This window comes from Paraburkholderia sp. FT54, from assembly GCF_031585635.1.
In the GTDB taxonomy this organism is placed as follows: domain Bacteria; phylum Pseudomonadota; class Gammaproteobacteria; order Burkholderiales; family Burkholderiaceae; genus Paraburkholderia.
The window spans coordinates 986,667-1,005,535 of record NZ_CP134196.1 but is presented as its reverse complement, the minus strand read 5'-3'; the positions used below and the strand labels follow the sequence as shown (position 1 = coordinate 1,005,535).

Genomic DNA, 18,869 nt, shown 5'->3' with positions numbered 1-18,869 from the left:
GCGGCCAGCACTCAACGCTCGCCAGGCGGCAAAAACTCCATCTGCTCCTCGACATACAGCGCGTAGATCAACTTGAGCATCGCGCTGATGTCCTCGGATTCGTCGAGCATGCGCATACTCATGATCACCGGCGACACGAGGTTCGGGTCGTCCAGATTCATGTAGCTCACGTCATCGCGCTTCAATCCGTACACGCTGCTGGGCACGATCGCGACGCCTTCGCCCGCCGCCACCAGACCAAGTGCGATCTGCAATTCACGCGTTTCGTAGAGGCGCTGCGGTTTGAGCGAGCGGTCGTGGAACGCCGCGAGCACCTGGTCCGCAAAGCTCGGACGCGGCGCCTTGGGGAAAATGATCAGCGTCTCGCCGACCAGATCGTGCAGCGAGAGCGCGGGCTTCGACAAACTGAGCGGATGTCCCACGGGCAGCGCCACGATCATGCGCTCCTCGCGTAACACGACCCGCCGCACGCTCGGATCCTCGTGACGGATGCGGCCGAAGCCGACGTCGATGCGCCCTTCCTTCAACGCCTTGATCTGGTCCATGGTGGACAGCTCGTGGAGGCTCAACTCCACCGCGCTGTTTTCATTGCGAAAGCGCCGGATGATTTTCGGCAGCATGCCGTACAGAGTCGAGCCGACGAAACCGATCGACAGGCTGCGCTCGATCTTGCCGACGCGCCGGGTCATCGATTCCAGCTCGGCGGTTTGCGCCAGCAACTGCACCGCGTGCGAATAGAAGAAGCGCCCCGCGTCGCTCAGTTTGAGTGGCCGCGAGCCGCGCTCGAACAGCAGCACGCCGAGCGATTCCTCCAACTGCTGGATCTGCCGGCTGAGCGGCGGCTGCGCAATGTGCAGACGTTCGGCCGCGCGCGTGAAATTGCGCTCCTCGGCGACCGCGACGAAATAGCGTAAATGGCGCAATTCCATGACTATACCTTTCAGATATAGAACTAATACTGAAACGGTGTTGGACGCCGCAAACCCGCGCCCATTATCCTGCATTCACGCCTGAAGACAAAACAAATCATACCTTCCGGGCATTACACGGCGACAGCGGCAGCGTTTCGCGGCGCCCTCGAAAAGCAGAGTACTGGAGCAGACAATGAAACATTCCGATATCGAGTCCCTCGTTCGCGGCTTTCTGGTGGACACCGGCAAAGGCAACGTCGACGCGCGCACGCAGCAGGTCGTCGTGCGGCTGACGAGCGATCTGTTCAAAGCCATTGAAGATCTGGACCTCACTGCCAGCGAAGTCTGGAAAGGCATCGAATACTTCTCCGAAGCGGGCGCCACCCAGGAACTGGGGCTGCTGGCCGCCGGGCTCGGCCTCGAACGCTTTCTGGATATCCGCATGGATGAAGCGGATGCCGAAGCCGGCCTCACGGGCGCGACGCCGCGCACCATCGAAGGTCCGCTGTATGTGGCCGGCGCGCCGGAAAGCGAAGGCTTCGCGCGGCTCGACGACGCGACCGAAGCCGCCGACGGCGACGTGCTCTTCATGCAAGGCACGGTGTACGACATCGACGGCAAACCGCTGCCGGGCGCGCAGGTCGAGGTCTGGCACGCGAACCTGAAGGGCAACTACTCCTTCTTCGACAAGACGCAGCCGGACTTCAACCTGCGCCGCACGATCATTGCCGATAGCAACGGCCGCTATTGCTTCCGTAGCATCGTGCCGGTGGGTTACGGCTGTCCGCCGGACGGCACGACCCAACGCCTGCTCGACAAACTCGGCCGTCATGGACGGCGCCCCGCGCATATCCACTTCTTCGTGTCCGCGCCCGGTCACCGCAAGCTCACGACGCAAATCAACATCGACGGCGACGAGTACCTGTGGGACGACTTCGCGTTCGCTAGCCGCGAGGGCCTCGTGCCGCCTGTCGAACGGATTACGGCGGCGGACCGGATCGCCGCGCACGGTCTGACGCAGGCCTTCGTTTCAATCGACTTCGACTTCCGCCTGAACGCGGAGCACGCGGCCACGTCCGCGACCGAAGTCGAGCACATTCGCGCCGCTGCTTAGTGCCTGCGGCTGCATGCAGTTGCAGCCCGCCGGGCGACACGCATCACGTGATTTGCCCGCGATTACGATTCAGGAGACAACCATGATTCCGATTTACCCCGAGCGAGCACCGCGCCTCACCCGCATCGACGACTTTCTGGTCGAAGACGCCGAGCGCGGCGACTATCGTCTGCATCGCAGCGCCTTTACCGATCCCGCTCTCTTCGAACTCGAAATGCGGCATATCTTCGAGGGCAACTGGATTTATCTGGCGCACGAAAGCCAGATTCCGAACAACAACGATTACTACACCACGCACATGGGACGCCAGCCGGTCGTGATCGCGCGCAACCGGCAAGGCGAACTGAACGCCTTCATCAATGCGTGCACGCACCGCGGCGCGATGCTGTGCCGTCACAAGCGCGGCAACAAAGCCACCTACACCTGCCCGTTCCACGGCTGGACCTTCAACAATAGCGGCAAGCTGCTGAAGGTCAAAGACCCGGAAGACGCGGGCTATCCCGAGTGCTTCAACAAGGAAGGCTCGCACGACCTGAAGAAGATCGCGCGCTTTCAGAGCTACCGCGGCTTTCTGTTCGGCAGTCTGAACGCCGACGTGCTGCCGCTGGAGGAATTTCTCGGCGAGGCCGCGCGCATCATCGACATGATCGTCGATCAGTCTGAAGACGGACTCGAAGTGCTGCGCGGCGCGTCGACGTATACCTACGAAGGCAACTGGAAACTGCAAACCGAAAACGGCGCCGACGGATACCACGTCTCCGCGGTTCACTGGAACTACGCGGCGACGACCAATCATCGCAAGGAAGAAAACGCCCGCGTCGATCAGGTCCGCGCGATGGACGCCGGCAACTGGGGCCGCCAAGGCGGCGGCTTCTATGCGTTCGAACACGGCCACATGTTGCTGTGGTCGCGTTGGGCCAATCCGGAAGACCGGCCGAATTTCAGCCAGCGTGACGCGTTCGCGGCGCGCTGCGGCAGCGAAACCGCCGACTGGATGATCCAGAACTCGCGCAACCTGTGCCTCTATCCGAACGTGTATTTGATGGACCAGTTCGGCTCGCAGATCCGCCTGCTGCGGCCTCTGTCCGTCGACAAAACCGAAGTGACGATCTACTGCATCGCGCCCAAGGGTGAATCGGCCGAGGCACGCGCCCGCCGCATCCGTCAGTACGAGGACTTCTTCAACGTGAGCGGCATGGCGACGCCCGACGACCTCGAAGAGTTTCGCGCCTGTCAGCAAGGCTATGCCGGCAGCGCGCTCGAATGGAACGACATGTGCCGTGGCGCGCGTCACTGGATCGAAGGTCCGGACGAAGCGGCGAGCCGGATCGGCCTGAAGCCGTTGATGAGCGGCGTCAAAACCGAGGACGAGGGACTCTACACCGTACAGCATCGCTATTGGGTGGAGACGATGAAACAGGCCTTGAAGCCGGCGACGGCACAGGCTCAGCCCACCGCGGGAGCCGACGCATGAAGCCGCTTGCCATTACCGATCTCGAAGCGTTTCTCTATCGCGAAGCGCGCCTGCTCGACGACGAGCAATGGGACGACTGGCTCCAATGCTATCACCCGGACGCGGTGTTCTGGATGCCTTCGTGGGACGACGAGGACAAGCTCGTCACCGATCCGCAAACCGACATCTCGCTGATCTATTACCCGAACCGTCAGGGGCTCGAGGATCGCGTGTTCCGCATCAAGACCGAGCGTTCGAGCGCGACAATGCCGGACACGCGTACCAGCCACAACATCAGCAACGTGGAACTGGAGAGCGAACAGGAAGGCGTGTGCACCGTGCGCTTCAACTGGCACACGCTGAGCCACCGCTACAGGACGAATTACAGCTACTTCGGCATGTCGCGTTACGTGATCGACTTTTCGGGCGATGAGCCCCGGATCCTGAACAAGTATGTCGTGCTGAAAAACGACTACATCAATCAGGTCATCGACATTTACCACATCTGATAAGACGTGGTTCGGGAGCAGCACATGGAACACAGCATTGCACTTCAATTCGAAGATGGCGTGACCCGCTTCATCACCTGTCGCGACAACGAAACCTTGTCGGACGCGGCGTATCGCCAGAAGGTCAACATTCCGCTGGACTGCCGCGACGGCGCGTGCGGCACCTGCCGCAACTTCTGCGAGTCGGGCCAGTACGATCTGCCCGCGTCGAGCTATATCGAAGACGCGCTCACCGCAGACGAAGCCTCCCAGGGCTACGTGCTCGCGTGTCAGACGCGGCCGCGCTCGGACTGCGTGATACGCGTGCCGGCTTCCTCGCCGGCGTGCAAGACCGGGGTGTCGAAGCATGCGGGCAAGCTGGCCGCGATCGACAAGCTCACCGATTCGACGCTTCACTTTTCAATCGATGTGGACGAACCCGGGCAATTGGGCTTTCTGCCGGGGCAGTATGTGAACGTCGACATTCCGGGCAGCGACACCTTCCGCTCCTACTCGTTCAGTTCGGCGCCGGGCGCCGCGCAGGCCGCCTTCGTGGTGCGCAACGTGCCGGACGGCCGCATGAGCCGCTATCTGTGCGAGCAGGCGCAACCGGGACAGCGCATCACGTTTTCCGGCCCCTACGGGAGCTTCTATCTGCGCGATCCGGTGCGGCCCGTGCTGTTTCTCGCCGGCGGCACCGGCATTGCTCCGTTCCTCTCGATGCTGCACGTGCTGAGCGCGAGCGGCAGTTCGCAACCGGTGCGCATGGTCTATGGCGTCACGCATGACAGAGACCTCGTCGGCACTGCGCAACTCGACGAAGCGCAACGCGCGATCGGCCAATTCGAATATCGCACCTGTATCGCCGATGCGGCCAGCGGCCACGCTCGCAAGGGCTACGTCACGGAACACGTGGACCCCGCATGGCTGAACGACGGCGACGTCGACGTCTATCTGTGCGGCCCGGTCGCGATGGTGGAGGCCGTGCAGACCTGGTTGCGCAACAGCGGCATCACGCCGGCGCATTTCTTCTACGAGAAATTTTCAGCGAGCAGTGTTGCGTGATGACCATGACTTCGTCCAGCCAACGCTTCAATGAAAGAGTCGTGATCGTCACCGGCGCGGCGCAAGGCATCGGCCGCGGTGTTGCGCTGCGCGCGGCGGCCGAAGGCGCGACCGTCGTGCTCGCCGACCGTTCCGAACTCGTGCACGAGGTCGAGGCCGGGATCGCGGCGCGCGGCACTCCCACGCTCGCCGTGATCGCCGATCTGGAGACTTACGCCGGTGCGTGCAAACTGATGCAGGCCACGCTCGACGCCTTCGGCAGGATCGACGTGCTGGTCAACAACGTGGGCGGCACGATCTGGGCCAAACCGTACGAAGAGTATGAGCAGGCGCAGATCGAAGCCGAAGTGCGCCGCTCGCTGTTCCCCACCTTGTGGAGTTGCCGCTCGGTGCTGCCCGCGATGATCGCGCAGCGGCGCGGCGCGATCGTCAACGTGTCGTCGATTGCCACACGCAGTATCTATCGCGTGCCGTATGCGGCGTCCAAAGGCGGCGTGAACGCGTTGACCGCCAGTCTCGCCTTCGAACATGCGGATGACGGCATTCGCGTGAACGCGGTCGCCACCGGCGGCACCGAAGCGCCGCCGCGCATGGTGCCGCGCAATACGGCGCCGCAGACCGAACAGGAGGCGCGCTGGTATCAGGGCATCGTCGATCAGACCATTGCTTCGAGTTTGATGCACCGTTACGGAACGATCGATGAACAGGTCAACGCGATTCTGTTTCTCGCCTCCGACGAGGCGTCGTACATCACCGGCACCGTGCTGCCTGTCGGCGGCGGCGATCTGGGCTGACGCAAGCGGGCTCAGAGCGGTTGATGGGTCCCGCTCAGCAACCCCGTCCGCCTGACGCCGTGCCGAATCGTTCGATGCACGCCTGCCTCACGCGCTCGACCGGCATCGACCAATCCTCGCCCGGCGCGCGGCGGAACAGGCGCAGCGTGTGCGGATACCACGGCGAATCGCTGCGATCCTGCAGCCAGCGCCAATCGATATCTTTCTCCGGCAGCATCACCCAGCACGGCTTGCCGAGCGACGCGGCCAGATGCGCGGTGGACGTGTCCACGCAAATCACCAGATCGAGTTGCTCGATGATCGCGGCGCTGTCCGCGAAATCCGTGACGACCGAGCCGAGATCGAGCAGCGGCTGAGCAGCGGGCGGATTGGCCGCCTCGTCCTCGCCGCGCCCTTTTTGCAGACTCACGAAGCTCAGGCCGGGCACGCTCCAGAGCGGCGCCAGCATGGCGAGCGAAGGGATCGACCGGTGCGCGTCGTTATGATGATTCGCGTTGCCCCGCCACACCAGACCGATCTTGCGGCCGGACGGCAGCGCGTCCAGCATGGGACGCCACCGCTCCACCAGCGCCGGCTCGGCCGCCAGACGCGTGGGACGCGGAATCGTATCCACGCTCGTGCGCAGATGCAGCGGCGCGCTCAGCAGACTCGTCCAGCAGTCGTACGCGGATGCCTGCTCGCGCGCGGTGTCGTGATCGAGCACGGCGTCGACGCCGTTGACGCAAGCCATCAGCCTGTGCAGCGACGGTGCGCACGCGAAGGCAATACGCGAGGCGCCCCGCGCTTTCAGCAAGGCGAAATAGCGGCTGAACTGAATCATGTCGCCAAGGCCGTCTTCCTGCCACACCAGCAGCGCCTTGTCGGCGAGCGTATCGCCTTGCCACTGCGGGCAGCTCAGCATCGCAGGAGTCTTGCGATGGACGAAACCGGGCAGCCCGTAGCGGCACTCGTACAGGCGCCACCCCTCTTCGAAACGGCCCATGCCGAGCAGCAGCACGGCCAGGCCGAATTTCGCATCGCCGTAGTCGGCACGCAAAGCGAGCGCCCGGCGATACGCGTTTTCGGCCTCGTGCAATTGCATGAGTTGAGCCCGCACTGCGCCGAGGTTGTAGTGCGCCTCCGCCAGGTCGGGACGCGCGCTGAGCGCCTGCTCGAAAGCCTCGACAGCCGCCGGCAAACGATCGAGACGGCGGAGCACGCAACCTAGATTGTTGTGCGCATGGACGAAATCCGGCCGCAGGCGAATCGCCTCGCGGTAAGCCGATTCGGCCTCGGACAGACGCTCCAGTTTGCATAGCGCCACGCCGAGGTTGTAGTGCGCTTCGACGTAGTCGGGGCGTTGCGCGATGGCTTCGCGGTAGGCGGTCTCGGCTTCGGGCAAACGTTCGAGATCGGTGAGCACGGCGCCGAGATTCAGATGGGCTTCCGCGTAATCCGGACGAATGGCAAGTGCAAGGCGGAAAGCGAGTTCGGCTTCGGCGGGGCGCAACGTCGCCTTCAGCACGCCGCCGAGGCTATTGAGCGCCTCCGGATACTGCGGCCGGATCGTCAGCGCCTCGCGGTACGCGGCGTCCGCTTCAGCGAGACGGCCGAGTTCCATCAGCACATTGCCCAGATTGTTACGCGCTTCGGCGTGGCCGGGCCGCAGCGCAACCAGTTGCCGGTAGATCGCCTCGGCCGCCGACAGGCGCCCGAGCGACTTGTGCAGCATGCCGAGGCTGGCGTACACCTCGGCGTAACCGGGTTTGATCTGCAGACAGCGGCTCCAATGGCTTTCGGCATCCGCAGGCCGCTGCAACGCCAGCGAACAGGCGCCGGCGATATTCAACGCGTCGGCGCGTGCGTCGTCCGGCAGCGCACTGCTGTCGAGCAGCGGCGTCACCATCGACAAAGCCTCGGCGAATTGTCCGGCTGAGAATAACGACACGGCCTGCTGGTTGATGCCGTCGATCGGGGATGCGAGCTGCGTCTGGGTCATGAGTCGCGGTAACTGGGGTCGGCGATGATCCGGCCGGGTCGATCGCATGTGCCGCGCCCTGACCGGCGCTCAGGCTGCCGGACCTGGAGCTGGCGTGTCGAAGCCGTGGTCCGAACGGAAAAGCGGAACATGTACCACGCAGGTTACGTGAATCGGCGCGCCCGTAATGCGGAGAAATGAGCGCCTTTCGGCCTTCTAATCCAGCGCTATGCCCAGGATCACGCGAAAAAAGACGGCGCGGCAATGTTAGAATCGCCGCGCCCTTACAATCACCCATCATGATTCCACGCTCCCGCAACCGCATGACCGCATGGCTTGGCCTGTTCGCCATGTGGCTCATCGTGTTCGCGCCGATCGTGAGTCAGATGCTGGTGTCGAACCGCGCATACGAGCCCATCGCCGCCCTCTGTTCGGCGCTTCAGCCGCACGACTTCAGCGTAGCAAGCGCGGCGGGCGCGACGCCCCAGGCCGCCCCGGTGCCGGTCCATCTGAGCCATGACGACGCGTTCGGCGCGTGCGGCTACTGTCATCTGCTCCAGCACCACCTCGCCATGCCGACAGTCGCCGCGGCCGAGCCGCCGGCCGCCGTCGCGCTGGCCGGCACCGCGCCGCCCGCTCTCTCCACCCGCTTCACGCCGCTCGGCGCTTTTCCGTCCGGCCGTCCCCGAGCCCCACCCGTCGTTTCCTGATCGTTACTGGTCCTGATCGCGCATTCGTCGCACCCGTCGAGGGCGCGCGCGATCGCCTGTTCCATGCATCGAGGAAACGTTCATGCTCAACTTCGCCCTGCGAAGGCTGCCCTTTTGCGCCCGCCGCGGCGCGCGCGGCTTCTCGCGCCGACCTTTGCCCCGGCCGTTTTTATCCGCCTGTCTGCCTGCCATCGCTCCCGCGTTCGTGCCGGCTTTGATCGCCTCGCCGGCTCATGCGCAGAGCGCGAGCGCCGAAGCCACGCTGCCCGCCGTCAGCGTCAGTGCGAGTGCGCTCGCCGCGCCCCGCGCCGTCGATCCCAATCTGCCGGCCTCGGTCGAATCCGTCACCCGCGAGCAGTTCGACAACTGGAACGTCGTCAATACCGAGGACGTGCTGAAGTACATGCCGAACCTCGCCGTGCGCAAGCGCTTTATCGGCGACCTGAATTCGATCATCGCCGTGCGCGGCACCAGCAACTCGCAAAGCGCGCGAGGTCTCGTCTACGCGGACGGCCTGCTGCTCAGCAATCTGCTCGGCAACAACTTCTCGTTTCCGCCGCGCTGGTCGATGATATTTCCCGACGAGATCCAGCAAGTCGACGTGATCTACGGGCCGTTCTCGGCGCTCTATCCGGGCAATTCGCTCGGCGCGACCGTGCTCATCAGCACGCGCATGCCGAAACAATTCGAAGCGACCGCCGACGTCAAAGCCTTCACCCAGCACTTCAGCCTGTTTGGCGTGAATCAGAATTTCAACGGCAGCGAAGCCAGCGCGACGCTCGGCGACCACATCGGCAAGTTCTCTTATCTGCTCGGCGTGAATCATCTGGAAAACACCAGCCAGCCGCTGCAATTCGCCACGCTCGCCAAATCCGGCACACCCGCCAAAGCCGGCGACACGCCGGTCACCGGCGCGTACTTCTACAACAACCAGACCAATACGCCGACGGCGGTACTCGGCGTGAACGGCGAAGGCATCGAGCACACGGTGCAGGACCAGTTCAAGCTGAAGATGCAGTACGACTTCACGCCCACGCTGCAGGCGGGCTTCACGCTCGGCTACTGGCATCAGACGTACAACAGCCAGACCTCGAGCTTTCTGCGCGATGCGGACGGCAATCCGGTCTACAGCGGCAAGGTCGCGATCGACGGCTACGAATACACGATTCCCGCCGCCGCGCTCGCGCCGAGTCTCGGCCATAGCGAGAACTGGCTCTATGGCCTGTCGTTGAAAACACGCAATGCCACCGGCTGGAATGGCGAGGCGATCGCTTCGTACTACGACGTCGGCAATAGCGTGGCGCGCACCGCGAATTCCGGCGCGCCGGGCAACGGTCCAGGCACCGTGACCTTCGGCGACGGCGCCGGCTGGAAAACGCTCGATCTGCGCGGCACCTATACGCCCGCGACGAACCAGCCAGGGCTCGCGAACCACGCGCTGAGCTTCGGCTATCACTACGACAACTACTTCGCCGACAACGAGAGCTACAACACGCTGAACTGGCGCGACGGCGCGGCCACGTCGTTCGCCAACGCGTTTGCCGGCAAGACGCAGACGCAGGCGCTCTATGCGCAGGACGCATGGCGCTTTCTACCGCGCTGGAAGCTCGTCTACGGCGCACGGTATGAAGACTGGCGGGCCTATGGCGGCTCGCAGTCGCTGGCCGGCACTACCCTGCCGTACAGCGACGCGAGCCAGCAGCACGTCTCGCCGAAAGCCGCTTTGTCGTTCGACGTCACCGACGATCTGACCTTGCGCGCATCCATCGGCCGCGCCTATCGCTTTCCGACGGTCAGCGAGTTGTTTCAAGGGCAGATCAACGGCTCCGCGATCGTCAACAACAATCCGAACCTGAAGCCTGAAGACGATCTCTCGAAGGAATTGACCGCCGAATGGGCGCACTGGAACGGCGTGTTCCGCTTCTCGCTGTTTCAGGACGACGTGAAGAACACGATCTTCAGCCAGACCGATACGACGGTGATTCCCAACGTGACGAACTTCCAGAACATCGGCAAGGTCCGCTCGCGCGGCGTGGAGACGAGCTACTCGGGAGAGGATGTCGTAGTACGCGGCCTGGATCTGCTGGCGAGCGTGGCGTACACGCAGTCGAAGATCATCGCCAACGCGCAGAACCCGGCCACGGTCGGCAAATACTTCTACCGGATTCCGCTGTGGCGCGCGGATATTGCCGCGACGTATCACTTCGACGAACGCGCGGCGCTCACGCTTGCCGCGCGCTTTTCGGGCCGTCAGTACAACACGCTGACCAACACCGACACGAATCCGGACGTGTTCGGCGGCACCAGCTCGTACACGGTGGCCGACGCGAAATTCACCTTCAGGCCGACCAGGCTGAGCGAAGTCGGCATCGGCGTCGACAACCTGTTCGATGCCCGCTACTTCGTCTATCACCCGTATCCGGGCCGCACGTTTTACGTGGAAGCGAAGCTGCGGATCTGAGCACGCAGAAGCAGCCGCATGCGCATCCCCACTGCTCGAACCGGGCGATTCATTTTTTGCTTCAGGAGGATTCATGTCCACCACTACCGCCGCTCGACGCGTCACGCCGGCGACCACCACGGTCCACCCAGGCTATCGGACGCTCTGGCGCTGGCATTTTTATGCCGGCCTCTTCGTGATGCCGTTTCTGGTCGTGCTGGCGATCACCGGCACGCTGTATTGCTTCCAGCCGCAAATCGAGCCGCTGCTGTATCCGCAGCGCCTGATCGTCGCGCCGCAAGCCGTACCAAGACTGCCCGAAGAGGCGCTGCTGGCAAGAGCGCGCGCGGCCATGCCGCCGACCGCGGTCGCGCTGACCGCGGTCGTGGCGAGCGCACCCGAGCGCAGTGCCGAGTTCGTCTTCCGTCTCGCGGACGGCGATAAGCAGAGCGTCTATGTGAACCCCTACACCGGCGCGGTGCTTGGGATGCTGAGCGTCGAACGCCGCTTCATGCAGGTGGACCGGATGCTTCATCGCAAGCTGCTGCTCGGCAAGCCCGGCGAGCTGCTGATGGAACTGGCCGCATGCTGGACGCTCGTGATGATCGGCACCGGCGTCGCATTGTGGTGGCCGCGCGGGAAAACCACCGCGCGTGCGGCGCTGTTGCCGTACTTCGCGCTGAAGGGCCGCGCGCTGTGGAAGAACGTCCACGCCGTGTTGGGCATATGGCTGGCGCTCGGCGCGCTCGCATTCGTGTTGACGGGACTGCCGTGGACGGGTTCGTGGGGCAAGCAGTTCAAAGCGCTCGCCACCGCCGCGAATCTCGGCGCGCCGCCGGGTTCGTGGGGCGGTTTGCCGTTGACATCTGTCATGCCCGGAAAGAGCGGCAAACAGCCCTCTATCGCGGACAAGCGTGCGGAAAACGCGACACACGATGAGCACGCCGAGCACAACGGCCACGGCCCTCAAGCAGCCGGCGTGGACTCGATGCCCGGCATGGTGATGGACGACCTGCCGCTGCCACTCACGCCCTGGGCCGTCGGCAACACACGCGTGCCCAGCTCCAACTCCCGCTCCTCCTCCGACGATGCAAGCGCCGCGCATCCGCTGCCGCTCGGACGCGTCGTCGCGCTGGCCGCGTCGCTCGGCGTGACGGACGGCTACAACATCGTGTTGCCCGCTTCCGCGACCGGCGTCTACACCGTCTCGTACTTCCCGGACGATCCGAAAAATGAGCGCACGCTATACATCGACCAATACAGCGGCGCGATCCTGAAGGACATCCGCTATGACGACTACGGCGCGGTGTCGAAGGCCGTGTCGTACGGCACGTCACTGCATATGGGCCGTTATTTCGGCGTCGCCAACCAGATTCTGTGCGCCGCCATTTCCCTGGGGCTCGCGGCGATGGCCGTCACCGGCTGCGTGATGTGGTGGAAGCGGCGGCCGCAACGCTCGCTCGGAGCGCCGTCGCGCGAACGTGCCGCGCCGCCGATGCGCGGCTGGAAAACCGGGCTCCTTCTGCTCGGCATCGTGTTTCCGTTGATGGGCGCCACGTTGCTCGCGGTGTGGCTCGCGGATCGCGCGATTTTCGGGCGCGCTTCGCGGCGCGTCGGCGTCGGCGTCGACCAGACGGAGTCCGCGCAACGGTGAGCCGACGCCGCCGGGGAATCCGCGCCGGATGCACAGCTTCCTCGTGCCAAGCGGCATCCCGAAGATGGCGCCAACCTTGCGGTGACTCTGGACCACGGTCCTCGGAAACCGATTGCAAGTCTCGCTCGTTTAAGATACATTTTGCTCGATTATGATCGTTTCGTAGACCGAGCAAGGTGAACACATGCAACGAACGCGACAGGAAGCCATCGACGGGCTGCTGCCCGAGCAGCGCGAACAGTTGATTCTCGAACGGCTGCGAACGCACGGGCGCGTGCTGGCGTCGGCGCTCGCCGCGGAACTCCAGACCTCGGAACACACCGTGCGCCGCCATTTGCGCGATCTCGCCGATCAAGGCCACTGCAAGCGCGTCTACGGCGGCGCCCTGCTGATCTCGCCGTCCGACAAACCCGCGGCGGTGCGCATGGGCGAAGCCGTGGATCGCAAGGCCTGTCTGGCCGCCGCCGCGGTGTCGATCGTCCGCTCCAAGCAGATCATCCTGCTGGACGCGGGGTCGACCAACGTCGCGATTGCCGGGGCGCTGCCCGACAACGCGGACCTGACCATCGTGACGAACTCGCCCGAAGCCACCGTGCGCCTGCTGAACCGGCCGGGATTCGAGGTGATTCTCGTCGGCGGACGGATCGCGCGCGGCGCGGCGGGCTCGCTCGGCGCGACCGCCTTGCTGCAGATCCAGCAGATGCGTGCCGATCTCTGTTTCCTCGGCGCGTGCGCGCTCGATCCGGACGAAGGCGTCGCCGCCTTCGACGCCGAAGATGCCGAACTCAAACGCGCGATGGTCAAGGCAAGCGGCCAGATCGCCATTGCCATGACCTCGGAAAAGCTGATGACGGCGGCGCCGTTCTCGGTGGCGCCCGCTTCCGCTGTCGACCACCTGTTCGTCGAAGCCGACGTGTCCGCTGCGCGCCTCGCCAGCCTCGAAGCCGTCTGCGACAACGTGATGGTGGCGCGCTCATGACATCGTCCGCCATTCCCCAAAACAAACCGGTCAAGGAACGCGCCGCCACCCTCGGCGTGTTTCTCGCCAACGGCTTCGGCATCGGTGCGTGGGCTGTCGAAGTTCCGCGCATCAAGGAGAGCCTGGCGCTGGGCGACGCCTCGCTCGGCATCGCGCTGTTCGCCTTCGCGCTCGGCGCGATCGTCGCGATGCCGCTGGCGGGACAACTGGCGCCGCGCTTCGGCAGTGGCCGCGCCACGGCGCTGCTCGGCGCGGCATTCGTGATCGCGCTGCCGCTGCCGGCCTTCGCGCCCGGCATGGCTTCGCTGTGCATCGTGCTGTTTCTGCTCGGCGCCGCGAACGGCGCGCTCGACGTCTCCATGAACGGCCACGCCAGCACGATCGAAACGCAATGGCACGCACCGATCATGTCGTCGTTTCATGCGGCCTGGAGCGCGGGCGGCCTGCTCGGCGCCGCCACGGGTGCGATGTTGCAAAAGGGCGGCGCCGGCGTGACGGGCGGCCTGTTGATACCGGACCTGTTCATCGCCGTCCTGATCGGCGCCGCCGCCGTGCTTGCGCTGCGTGACCTCGGTCCGAGAGCGGCTGCCGCGTCGAGCGGCCTGGCGTGGCCCTCTTCCGCCGTGATGAAGCTCGCGATGCTCGCGTTCCTCTGCATGCTGGTGGAAGGCGCGGTCGCCGACTGGAGCGCCGTGTATCTGCGCTCGGCCTTGAACCGCGAAGCCAGCGTCGCCGCGATCGGCTACTCCGCATTTGCCTTCTCGATGGCGGCGTGCCGCATCGTCGGCGATGTGTCCGTGCGCCGTTTCGGCTCGAGCAAGGTCGTTGCGCTCGGCGGCCTGATCGCGGTCGCCGGGCTTGCGCTCGTGCTCAGCTGGCCGACCGTGCTCACCGCTTGCGTGGGCTTCGCGATGGTCGGCGTCGGCCTCGCGAATATCGTTCCGGTGATTTTCAGTGCAGCGGGCCGCTCGACGCTCACGCCGGCGACCGGCGTGTCGATGGCCGCGACCTTCGGTTATGCCGGCTTCCTGGTCGGGCCGCCGTTGATCGGCCTCGGCGCGGGCCTGCTCGGCCTGCGCCTCGCCTTGTGCGTGCTCGTCGTGGCGACGCTGATCGTCTGCCTGGTCGGCGGCAAGGCGGTGCGCGGCGCGCGCCTCGCCTAGAACACGCTAGAACAGGCCCGGAATCACGCGATAACGTACCCGGCCCTTGTAGGTGCGATAGCCTTCGTCCGCCGAGAGAAGCTGCTCCTCGCGCACGATGCGTCCCACCTGCAACGCGAACTGGCAACCGTACACCAACAGGTTTTGCAGACCGAAGTTCACCAGCAGAAAGCCGATGTCGGTGATGAAGTAACCGAGGTACATCGGATGCCGAACGAAGCGATAGGCACCACGCGATACGACGCCGCGATTGGCCGGCAAGATGCCGAACGAGCGGCGCAGCGAGGCCTTGGCGAATAGCTGCCAGAAAATCCCCAGCAGTTGCAGCGCCGCGCCGACGGCCTCCGGCACGAGTTGCGCGCCGGGTGCGAGACGCACGGCAATGAAGTAGTACGTGCCGCCCATCGAGCAGAAGAACGCGAACGGCCGCCAGTCGCGTTTCATCGGCACACGCGTGAACAACGACAAGCCCACCGTGACGCACGCCGCTACCACCAGCAACAACAGCGTGATCCGCGACGGCGCCGCGCGCCATTGCGTGATCGCGGCATAGGCGAACAGGCTCAGCATGGTCGCGGCGCCCGCGCGCGCGGCCACTTCCACGAGTGCGTGGCTTAGCCCGACGCCGCGGCTTGCAACGGCGGTCGTGCCATTTTCGGTACTGGCGGCGAGTGGCAGGTCTTGCAAAGGTGTCGTCGGTGTCATGGCACGCTCACTTGGAAATACGGAGGATTTGCGAAGCCAGTTGCGAGAAGCACGGCTTCAGATCGGCCGGCGTCGCGGCGTAGCAATACACGCCGACCGGCTGTTTCGGGTTGTAGCAACGCGATAGGGAATCTGCCGTGTTCGCCATGCACTTGAGCACGTCCTGGCCGATTTCGTTGTCGGGACCGGCGGGCTGCACCAACTTGTCGCCGTACCCAAGCGTGAACACGTAGGTGCCTTCGGCACGCGCCGCCGCGGCCATCGCCTCGAGCAGATTGCGCGACACGCGGTTGACGTTGACATACGTGGGGTCACCGGTCGACACGACGCGTGGCGCGCTCACGGGCCAGATCGGGAAAATCTGTTCGTTCTTATCGTGCGCGTTGTACCACGGCGGCATGGCCGTTATGAGCCTGGTCGAATCGTTGTTAGCCGTATAACACGGCGATTTCAGCTGCTGGTTCAAGGCGCTCAGGCTGTACAGCCCCGAGACGTGGCCGGTGAGATTGTCGTCGCTCGCGATCGTTGTAGCGTTTGCATCGCAACTGCCGCTCTTATTGGTCGTTATGTACGAGGAGAAGCTATTCGGCGCGCCGTCCGAGAAGAACACGATCACGCGCAGACTGGACGGCTGTGTGATCACCGTGTTCAACTGGTTGCGCGCGTTCCACAGTGCTTCGGCTGAATTGGTGCTGCCGGCGAACGTGTATTTGTTGATGTCGGCGGTCATCGTGGCGCGATCGAAACCGCGTGCATTACCCTTGAACGGCACATCGATCACGGTCCCGTAGGCGAAGTGCATCAGCGCGACACGATCGTTCGTCACATCGAAATTGTTGAGGAAAGCCACCGCGTTCGAGCGCACCGCCGCTGGCACGCCGGGATCGTTCAGCGAACCCGTGTTGTCGATCACGAACGCCATGTCCAGCGTCTTGCGAATCGCCTGCGAAGTCGCGCTCACGTTCAGCACGTTGAAGCCGAGTATTTTCATCAAGCTGACCGGCACGCTCGCCTGCGCGGTCATGCCGATCGTCACGGTGCCGGCGTTGAACACAATCGACGGCGTTCCCGCCGTCACGCTCGAACCGAGAAAACCCGCCGGATAGTTCGCCGCGAAAAACGCCGTTGCCGCCTGCTGCGCGTTATTGGTCTGCTCCGTCTGGTTGCTGCCGCGCGTGACCGCTTCACCGGCCGCGATCACCGCGCCGTCGGTGGCGGCGTCCAGGCGCGCCTTGATCATGTAGCCGAGACCGGAATCCACCGCAAGGCCGAGGATGCCCAGCAACGCGATCAGCGACACCGCCACGATGATGCTGACCGATCCCCTCTGCCGTCTTCTGAATGCCGCTGTTGTTTTCATGGCTACCCCCGGTGCTACGTTTTTTTATTTGACCCGCTTTTCGCCGGGTCAGAACACTGTCATTGAATAGAGATTCGGTGAAAGCGCGGGCGTCTGGATGCCGCCGCCCAGATTCACCGAACCGATCAGCGGCGTCTGCTGATAGAACGCCTCGACCACGTAGGCGATCTGGCCGTCGGCGAGCTTGCCTTGCAGCAGGTTCACCACGGGCGACGTCTTCCCCGCCGCCGGAATGCCGCCGCAACTGCCGGTGCCGTCCGTCGCCCAGCGTGTGCCGCTGTTGCCGCAATTCCACAGCTGGCTCGCGGGATAATAATTGCCGCCGTTCCAGCGATACTGCGCGACCACCACGCCGGTGCAGTTGTTGCCGTTGCTGTCGCAGTTGTTGTTGCCCATGATCTCGGTGATGTAGATCATGCCGTGCGCGTTCATGTTCAGCGGCGGCGTGGTCGCGGTGAGCGAAGACATGATGGTCTGCATCGGATAGGTGAGCGACGCGCGCGAGGACAGACTCGCGCCTTCGCGGCTCACGTTGATCAGAATCATCTGTGCCTGGATGTTGCGCGCAATGTCGTACGCCGGCAGCGCGAGCGCGAGGAGGATCGGCAGCAACAGCGCCATTTCCACACTGACGACGCCTTTGGACGCGCGGCGGCTTCGCAAGGAACGTGTGCGCATGTCAGAAGCCCTCGTTGCGCATCGTCGCCGCGACGCTGAAGCCGAAGTTGCCGTTGGCGAAAAACGGCTTGACCAGCGGCGTGAGAAGCGGCCAGATGCAGTTGATCTGCAGCACGACGATGTCGCCGGGATTGCCGAACATGCCGGTGCTGTAATTCGTCTGCGTGTTATAGGTTTGCGTCGCGCCGTTGATGGTGATGGCGTAAGTCGGCGAGACGAGCGAATAGAGACCCATCGAGCTGTTCTTGATCTCCTGCACGACAGCCAGATAACGTTGCTGGTTGGTCGCGTTCGGGTCGAGGTTGGTCTGCCCGGTTACCGCATAACGCGCGCCTTCCCGCACCGCGTATTGCATGGTCAGGTTGACCCACAGCGCGATGCCGAGATCCATGGCGATGCACAGCAGCAGAAACAGCAGCGGCGCGACCAACGCGAACTCGACCGTCGCGACGCCGCGCTCCTTGCGGGTCGGTCCGCGCTTGCCTGCGCGCGCCTGTGCACTGAACGTGGACTTCCGCTGAGCGACTTTCATTTCGTCTCCTTGTCCAGCACCGGCACGGGCTTGCCGCCGCGCTCCGCGCCGCGTTCGGCGTGCACGCGCAGCGGCCAGCAGAACGCATCCAGCAGCGAACGAGGTTGTGCGCCGTCGTCCAGACCGGTGGGCGGCCACTCCTCCCTGGCCGGCACCCACTGGGTGTCGAACAGGTGATCCCACAACGGCAGCAGTTGCGTGAAGTTATGGTCGAAGTGCTCGGTGCGGCTCGAATGATGCAGGCGGTGATATTGCGGATTGTTGACCCACGTGATGTAGCGGCCGAGGTCCACGCGCAGGTTCATATGTGCGAAGTAATTGCCGAGCATGAACACGATCGAAGTCGATGCGACGATCCACGGTTCGACCTTGAACAGCACGCCGACGAGCGGATAAAGCAGACAGCCCTTGATGAGCGATTCGACCCAGTGGTGCCGCCACGTGACCGTGATATTGAATTCGACCGCGCTATGGTGCAGCGAATGCAGCTTCCACAGCACGGGCCATGTGTGCTGCAGGCGGTGAAACGCATACTCGAGCACGTCGATGGTCAACAGCACGATCACGAACGAAGCCACCGCGCCCAAGCCGTGCGAGTTCAGAACCACCAGGCCGCCGCCGAGCGCATTCACGATCGCGATACTCGCCGCCGCCGTCAACGGCTTCAGCGCTTCCACGATCGCCATATACACGCCCGCGTAGGCCACGTTGAAACGCTGCCCGGCGCGCGATTGCAGCATGGCGGCGGGCCAGCGCCGTTCCAGCGCCGCGCCCGCGGCCATCATCACCAGTCCGAGCGCATACATGCGCAGCCACAGGCCGGCGTGTTGCAGGAGGTCAGGAAACGGGCCGGATGCGAACATGTG

General features: G+C 64.2%; 17 protein-coding genes. 10 read left to right on the top strand and 7 right to left on the bottom strand.

The genetic code is table 11. The annotated features are described in order from the left end of the window. Positions 1-11 precede the first annotated feature (11 nt). Positions 12-929 carry a LysR family transcriptional regulator gene (locus tag RI103_RS24015; RefSeq protein WP_310818089.1) on the bottom strand — a complete coding sequence of 306 codons (918 nt, stop codon included), beginning with the start codon at positions 927-929 and terminating at the stop codon, positions 12-14. A gap of 175 nt (positions 930-1,104) precedes the next feature. Here RI103_RS24015 and catA point away from each other — a divergent pair, with 175 nt between their 5' ends. The 5 genes from catA to RI103_RS23990 all read left to right on the top strand — a co-directional run bounded on the left by catA (position 1,105) and on the right by RI103_RS23990 (position 5,825). Continuing rightward, positions 1,105-2,025 (top strand): catechol 1,2-dioxygenase, encoded by a 921-nt coding sequence (catA, locus tag RI103_RS24010; protein WP_310818087.1) that lies wholly within the window; start codon positions 1,105-1,107, stop codon positions 2,023-2,025. Positions 2,026-2,107: 82 nt separating this feature from the next. Beyond that, positions 2,108-3,499: a benzoate 1,2-dioxygenase large subunit gene (gene benA / locus RI103_RS24005; protein WP_310818085.1), complete on the top strand. Its 1,392-nt coding sequence runs from the start codon at positions 2,108-2,110 to the stop codon at positions 3,497-3,499. After that, positions 3,496-3,987 carry a benzoate 1,2-dioxygenase small subunit gene (benB, locus tag RI103_RS24000; RefSeq protein WP_310818084.1) on the top strand — a complete coding sequence of 164 codons (492 nt, stop codon included), beginning with the start codon at positions 3,496-3,498 and terminating at the stop codon, positions 3,985-3,987. Before benA ends, benB begins: the two co-directional genes overlap by 4 nt. 24 nt (positions 3,988-4,011) lie before the next feature. Continuing rightward, positions 4,012-5,031, top strand: coding sequence for a benzoate 1,2-dioxygenase electron transfer component BenC (gene benC / locus RI103_RS23995; protein WP_310818082.1), 1,020 nt, complete (start codon positions 4,012-4,014; stop codon positions 5,029-5,031). 5 nt (positions 5,032-5,036) lie between these two features. Then, entirely contained in the window at positions 5,037-5,825 is a 789-nt protein-coding gene (locus tag RI103_RS23990; protein WP_310818081.1) for a 1,6-dihydroxycyclohexa-2,4-diene-1-carboxylate dehydrogenase, read from the top strand. A gap of 34 nt (positions 5,826-5,859) precedes the next feature. Here the strand turns inward: RI103_RS23990 and RI103_RS23985 are convergent, their stop codons facing one another. Further along, positions 5,860-7,803, bottom strand: a complete 1,944-nt coding sequence (locus RI103_RS23985) for a tetratricopeptide repeat protein (protein ID WP_310818079.1) — start codon at positions 7,801-7,803, stop codon at positions 5,860-5,862. A gap of 278 nt (positions 7,804-8,081) precedes the next feature. On the opposite strand from RI103_RS23985, the gene RI103_RS23980 reads away from it, so the two are divergent. From RI103_RS23980 to RI103_RS23960, 5 genes are all read left to right on the top strand, one after another. After that, the gene (locus RI103_RS23980) at positions 8,082-8,492 is read left to right on the top strand and encodes a DUF2946 domain-containing protein (protein WP_310818077.1); all 411 of its coding nucleotides are present in this window, start codon (positions 8,082-8,084) and stop codon (positions 8,490-8,492) included. 82 nt (positions 8,493-8,574) lie between these two features. Further along, the gene (locus RI103_RS23975; RefSeq protein ID WP_310818076.1) at positions 8,575-10,953 is read left to right on the top strand and encodes a TonB-dependent receptor; all 2,379 of its coding nucleotides are present in this window, start codon (positions 8,575-8,577) and stop codon (positions 10,951-10,953) included. A gap of 73 nt (positions 10,954-11,026) precedes the next feature. Next, positions 11,027-12,586, top strand: a complete 1,560-nt coding sequence (locus RI103_RS23970) for a PepSY domain-containing protein (RefSeq protein WP_310818075.1) — start codon at positions 11,027-11,029, stop codon at positions 12,584-12,586. Positions 12,587-12,770: 184 nt separating this feature from the next. Further along, entirely contained in the window at positions 12,771-13,565 is a 795-nt protein-coding gene (locus RI103_RS23965; RefSeq protein WP_310818073.1) for a DeoR/GlpR family DNA-binding transcription regulator, read from the top strand. Then, a complete protein-coding gene (locus RI103_RS23960; RefSeq protein ID WP_310818071.1) occupies positions 13,562-14,728 on the top strand; it encodes an MFS transporter in 1,167 nt (388 codons plus the stop codon). Before RI103_RS23965 ends, RI103_RS23960 begins: the two co-directional genes overlap by 4 nt. A 6-nt stretch (positions 14,729-14,734) precedes the next feature. Here the strand turns inward: RI103_RS23960 and RI103_RS23955 are convergent, their stop codons facing one another. From RI103_RS23955 to RI103_RS23935, 5 genes are read right to left on the bottom strand one after another with little or no spacing between them, the layout of a single operon-like run. Further along, entirely contained in the window at positions 14,735-15,433 is a 699-nt protein-coding gene (locus RI103_RS23955) for a methyltransferase family protein (RefSeq protein ID WP_409077026.1), read from the bottom strand. Positions 15,434-15,440: 7 nt separating this feature from the next. Continuing rightward, complete coding sequence (locus tag RI103_RS23950) at positions 15,441-16,793, bottom strand: VWA domain-containing protein (protein ID WP_310818070.1); 1,353 nt, start codon at positions 16,791-16,793, stop codon at positions 15,441-15,443. A gap of 48 nt (positions 16,794-16,841) precedes the next feature. Continuing rightward, positions 16,842-17,471, bottom strand: a complete 630-nt coding sequence (locus tag RI103_RS23945; protein WP_310818068.1) for a TadE/TadG family type IV pilus assembly protein — start codon at positions 17,469-17,471, stop codon at positions 16,842-16,844. Position 17,472: 1 nt separating this feature from the next. Beyond that, on the bottom strand, positions 17,473-18,003 hold the full coding sequence (locus RI103_RS23940) for a TadE/TadG family type IV pilus assembly protein (RefSeq protein ID WP_310818067.1): 531 nt from the start codon (positions 18,001-18,003) through the stop codon (positions 17,473-17,475). Next, positions 18,000-18,866, bottom strand: coding sequence for a sterol desaturase family protein (locus RI103_RS23935; protein WP_310818066.1), 867 nt, complete (start codon positions 18,864-18,866; stop codon positions 18,000-18,002). The genes RI103_RS23940 and RI103_RS23935 overlap by 4 nt, the downstream gene beginning before the upstream one ends. Positions 18,867-18,869: the final 3 nt, after the last annotated feature.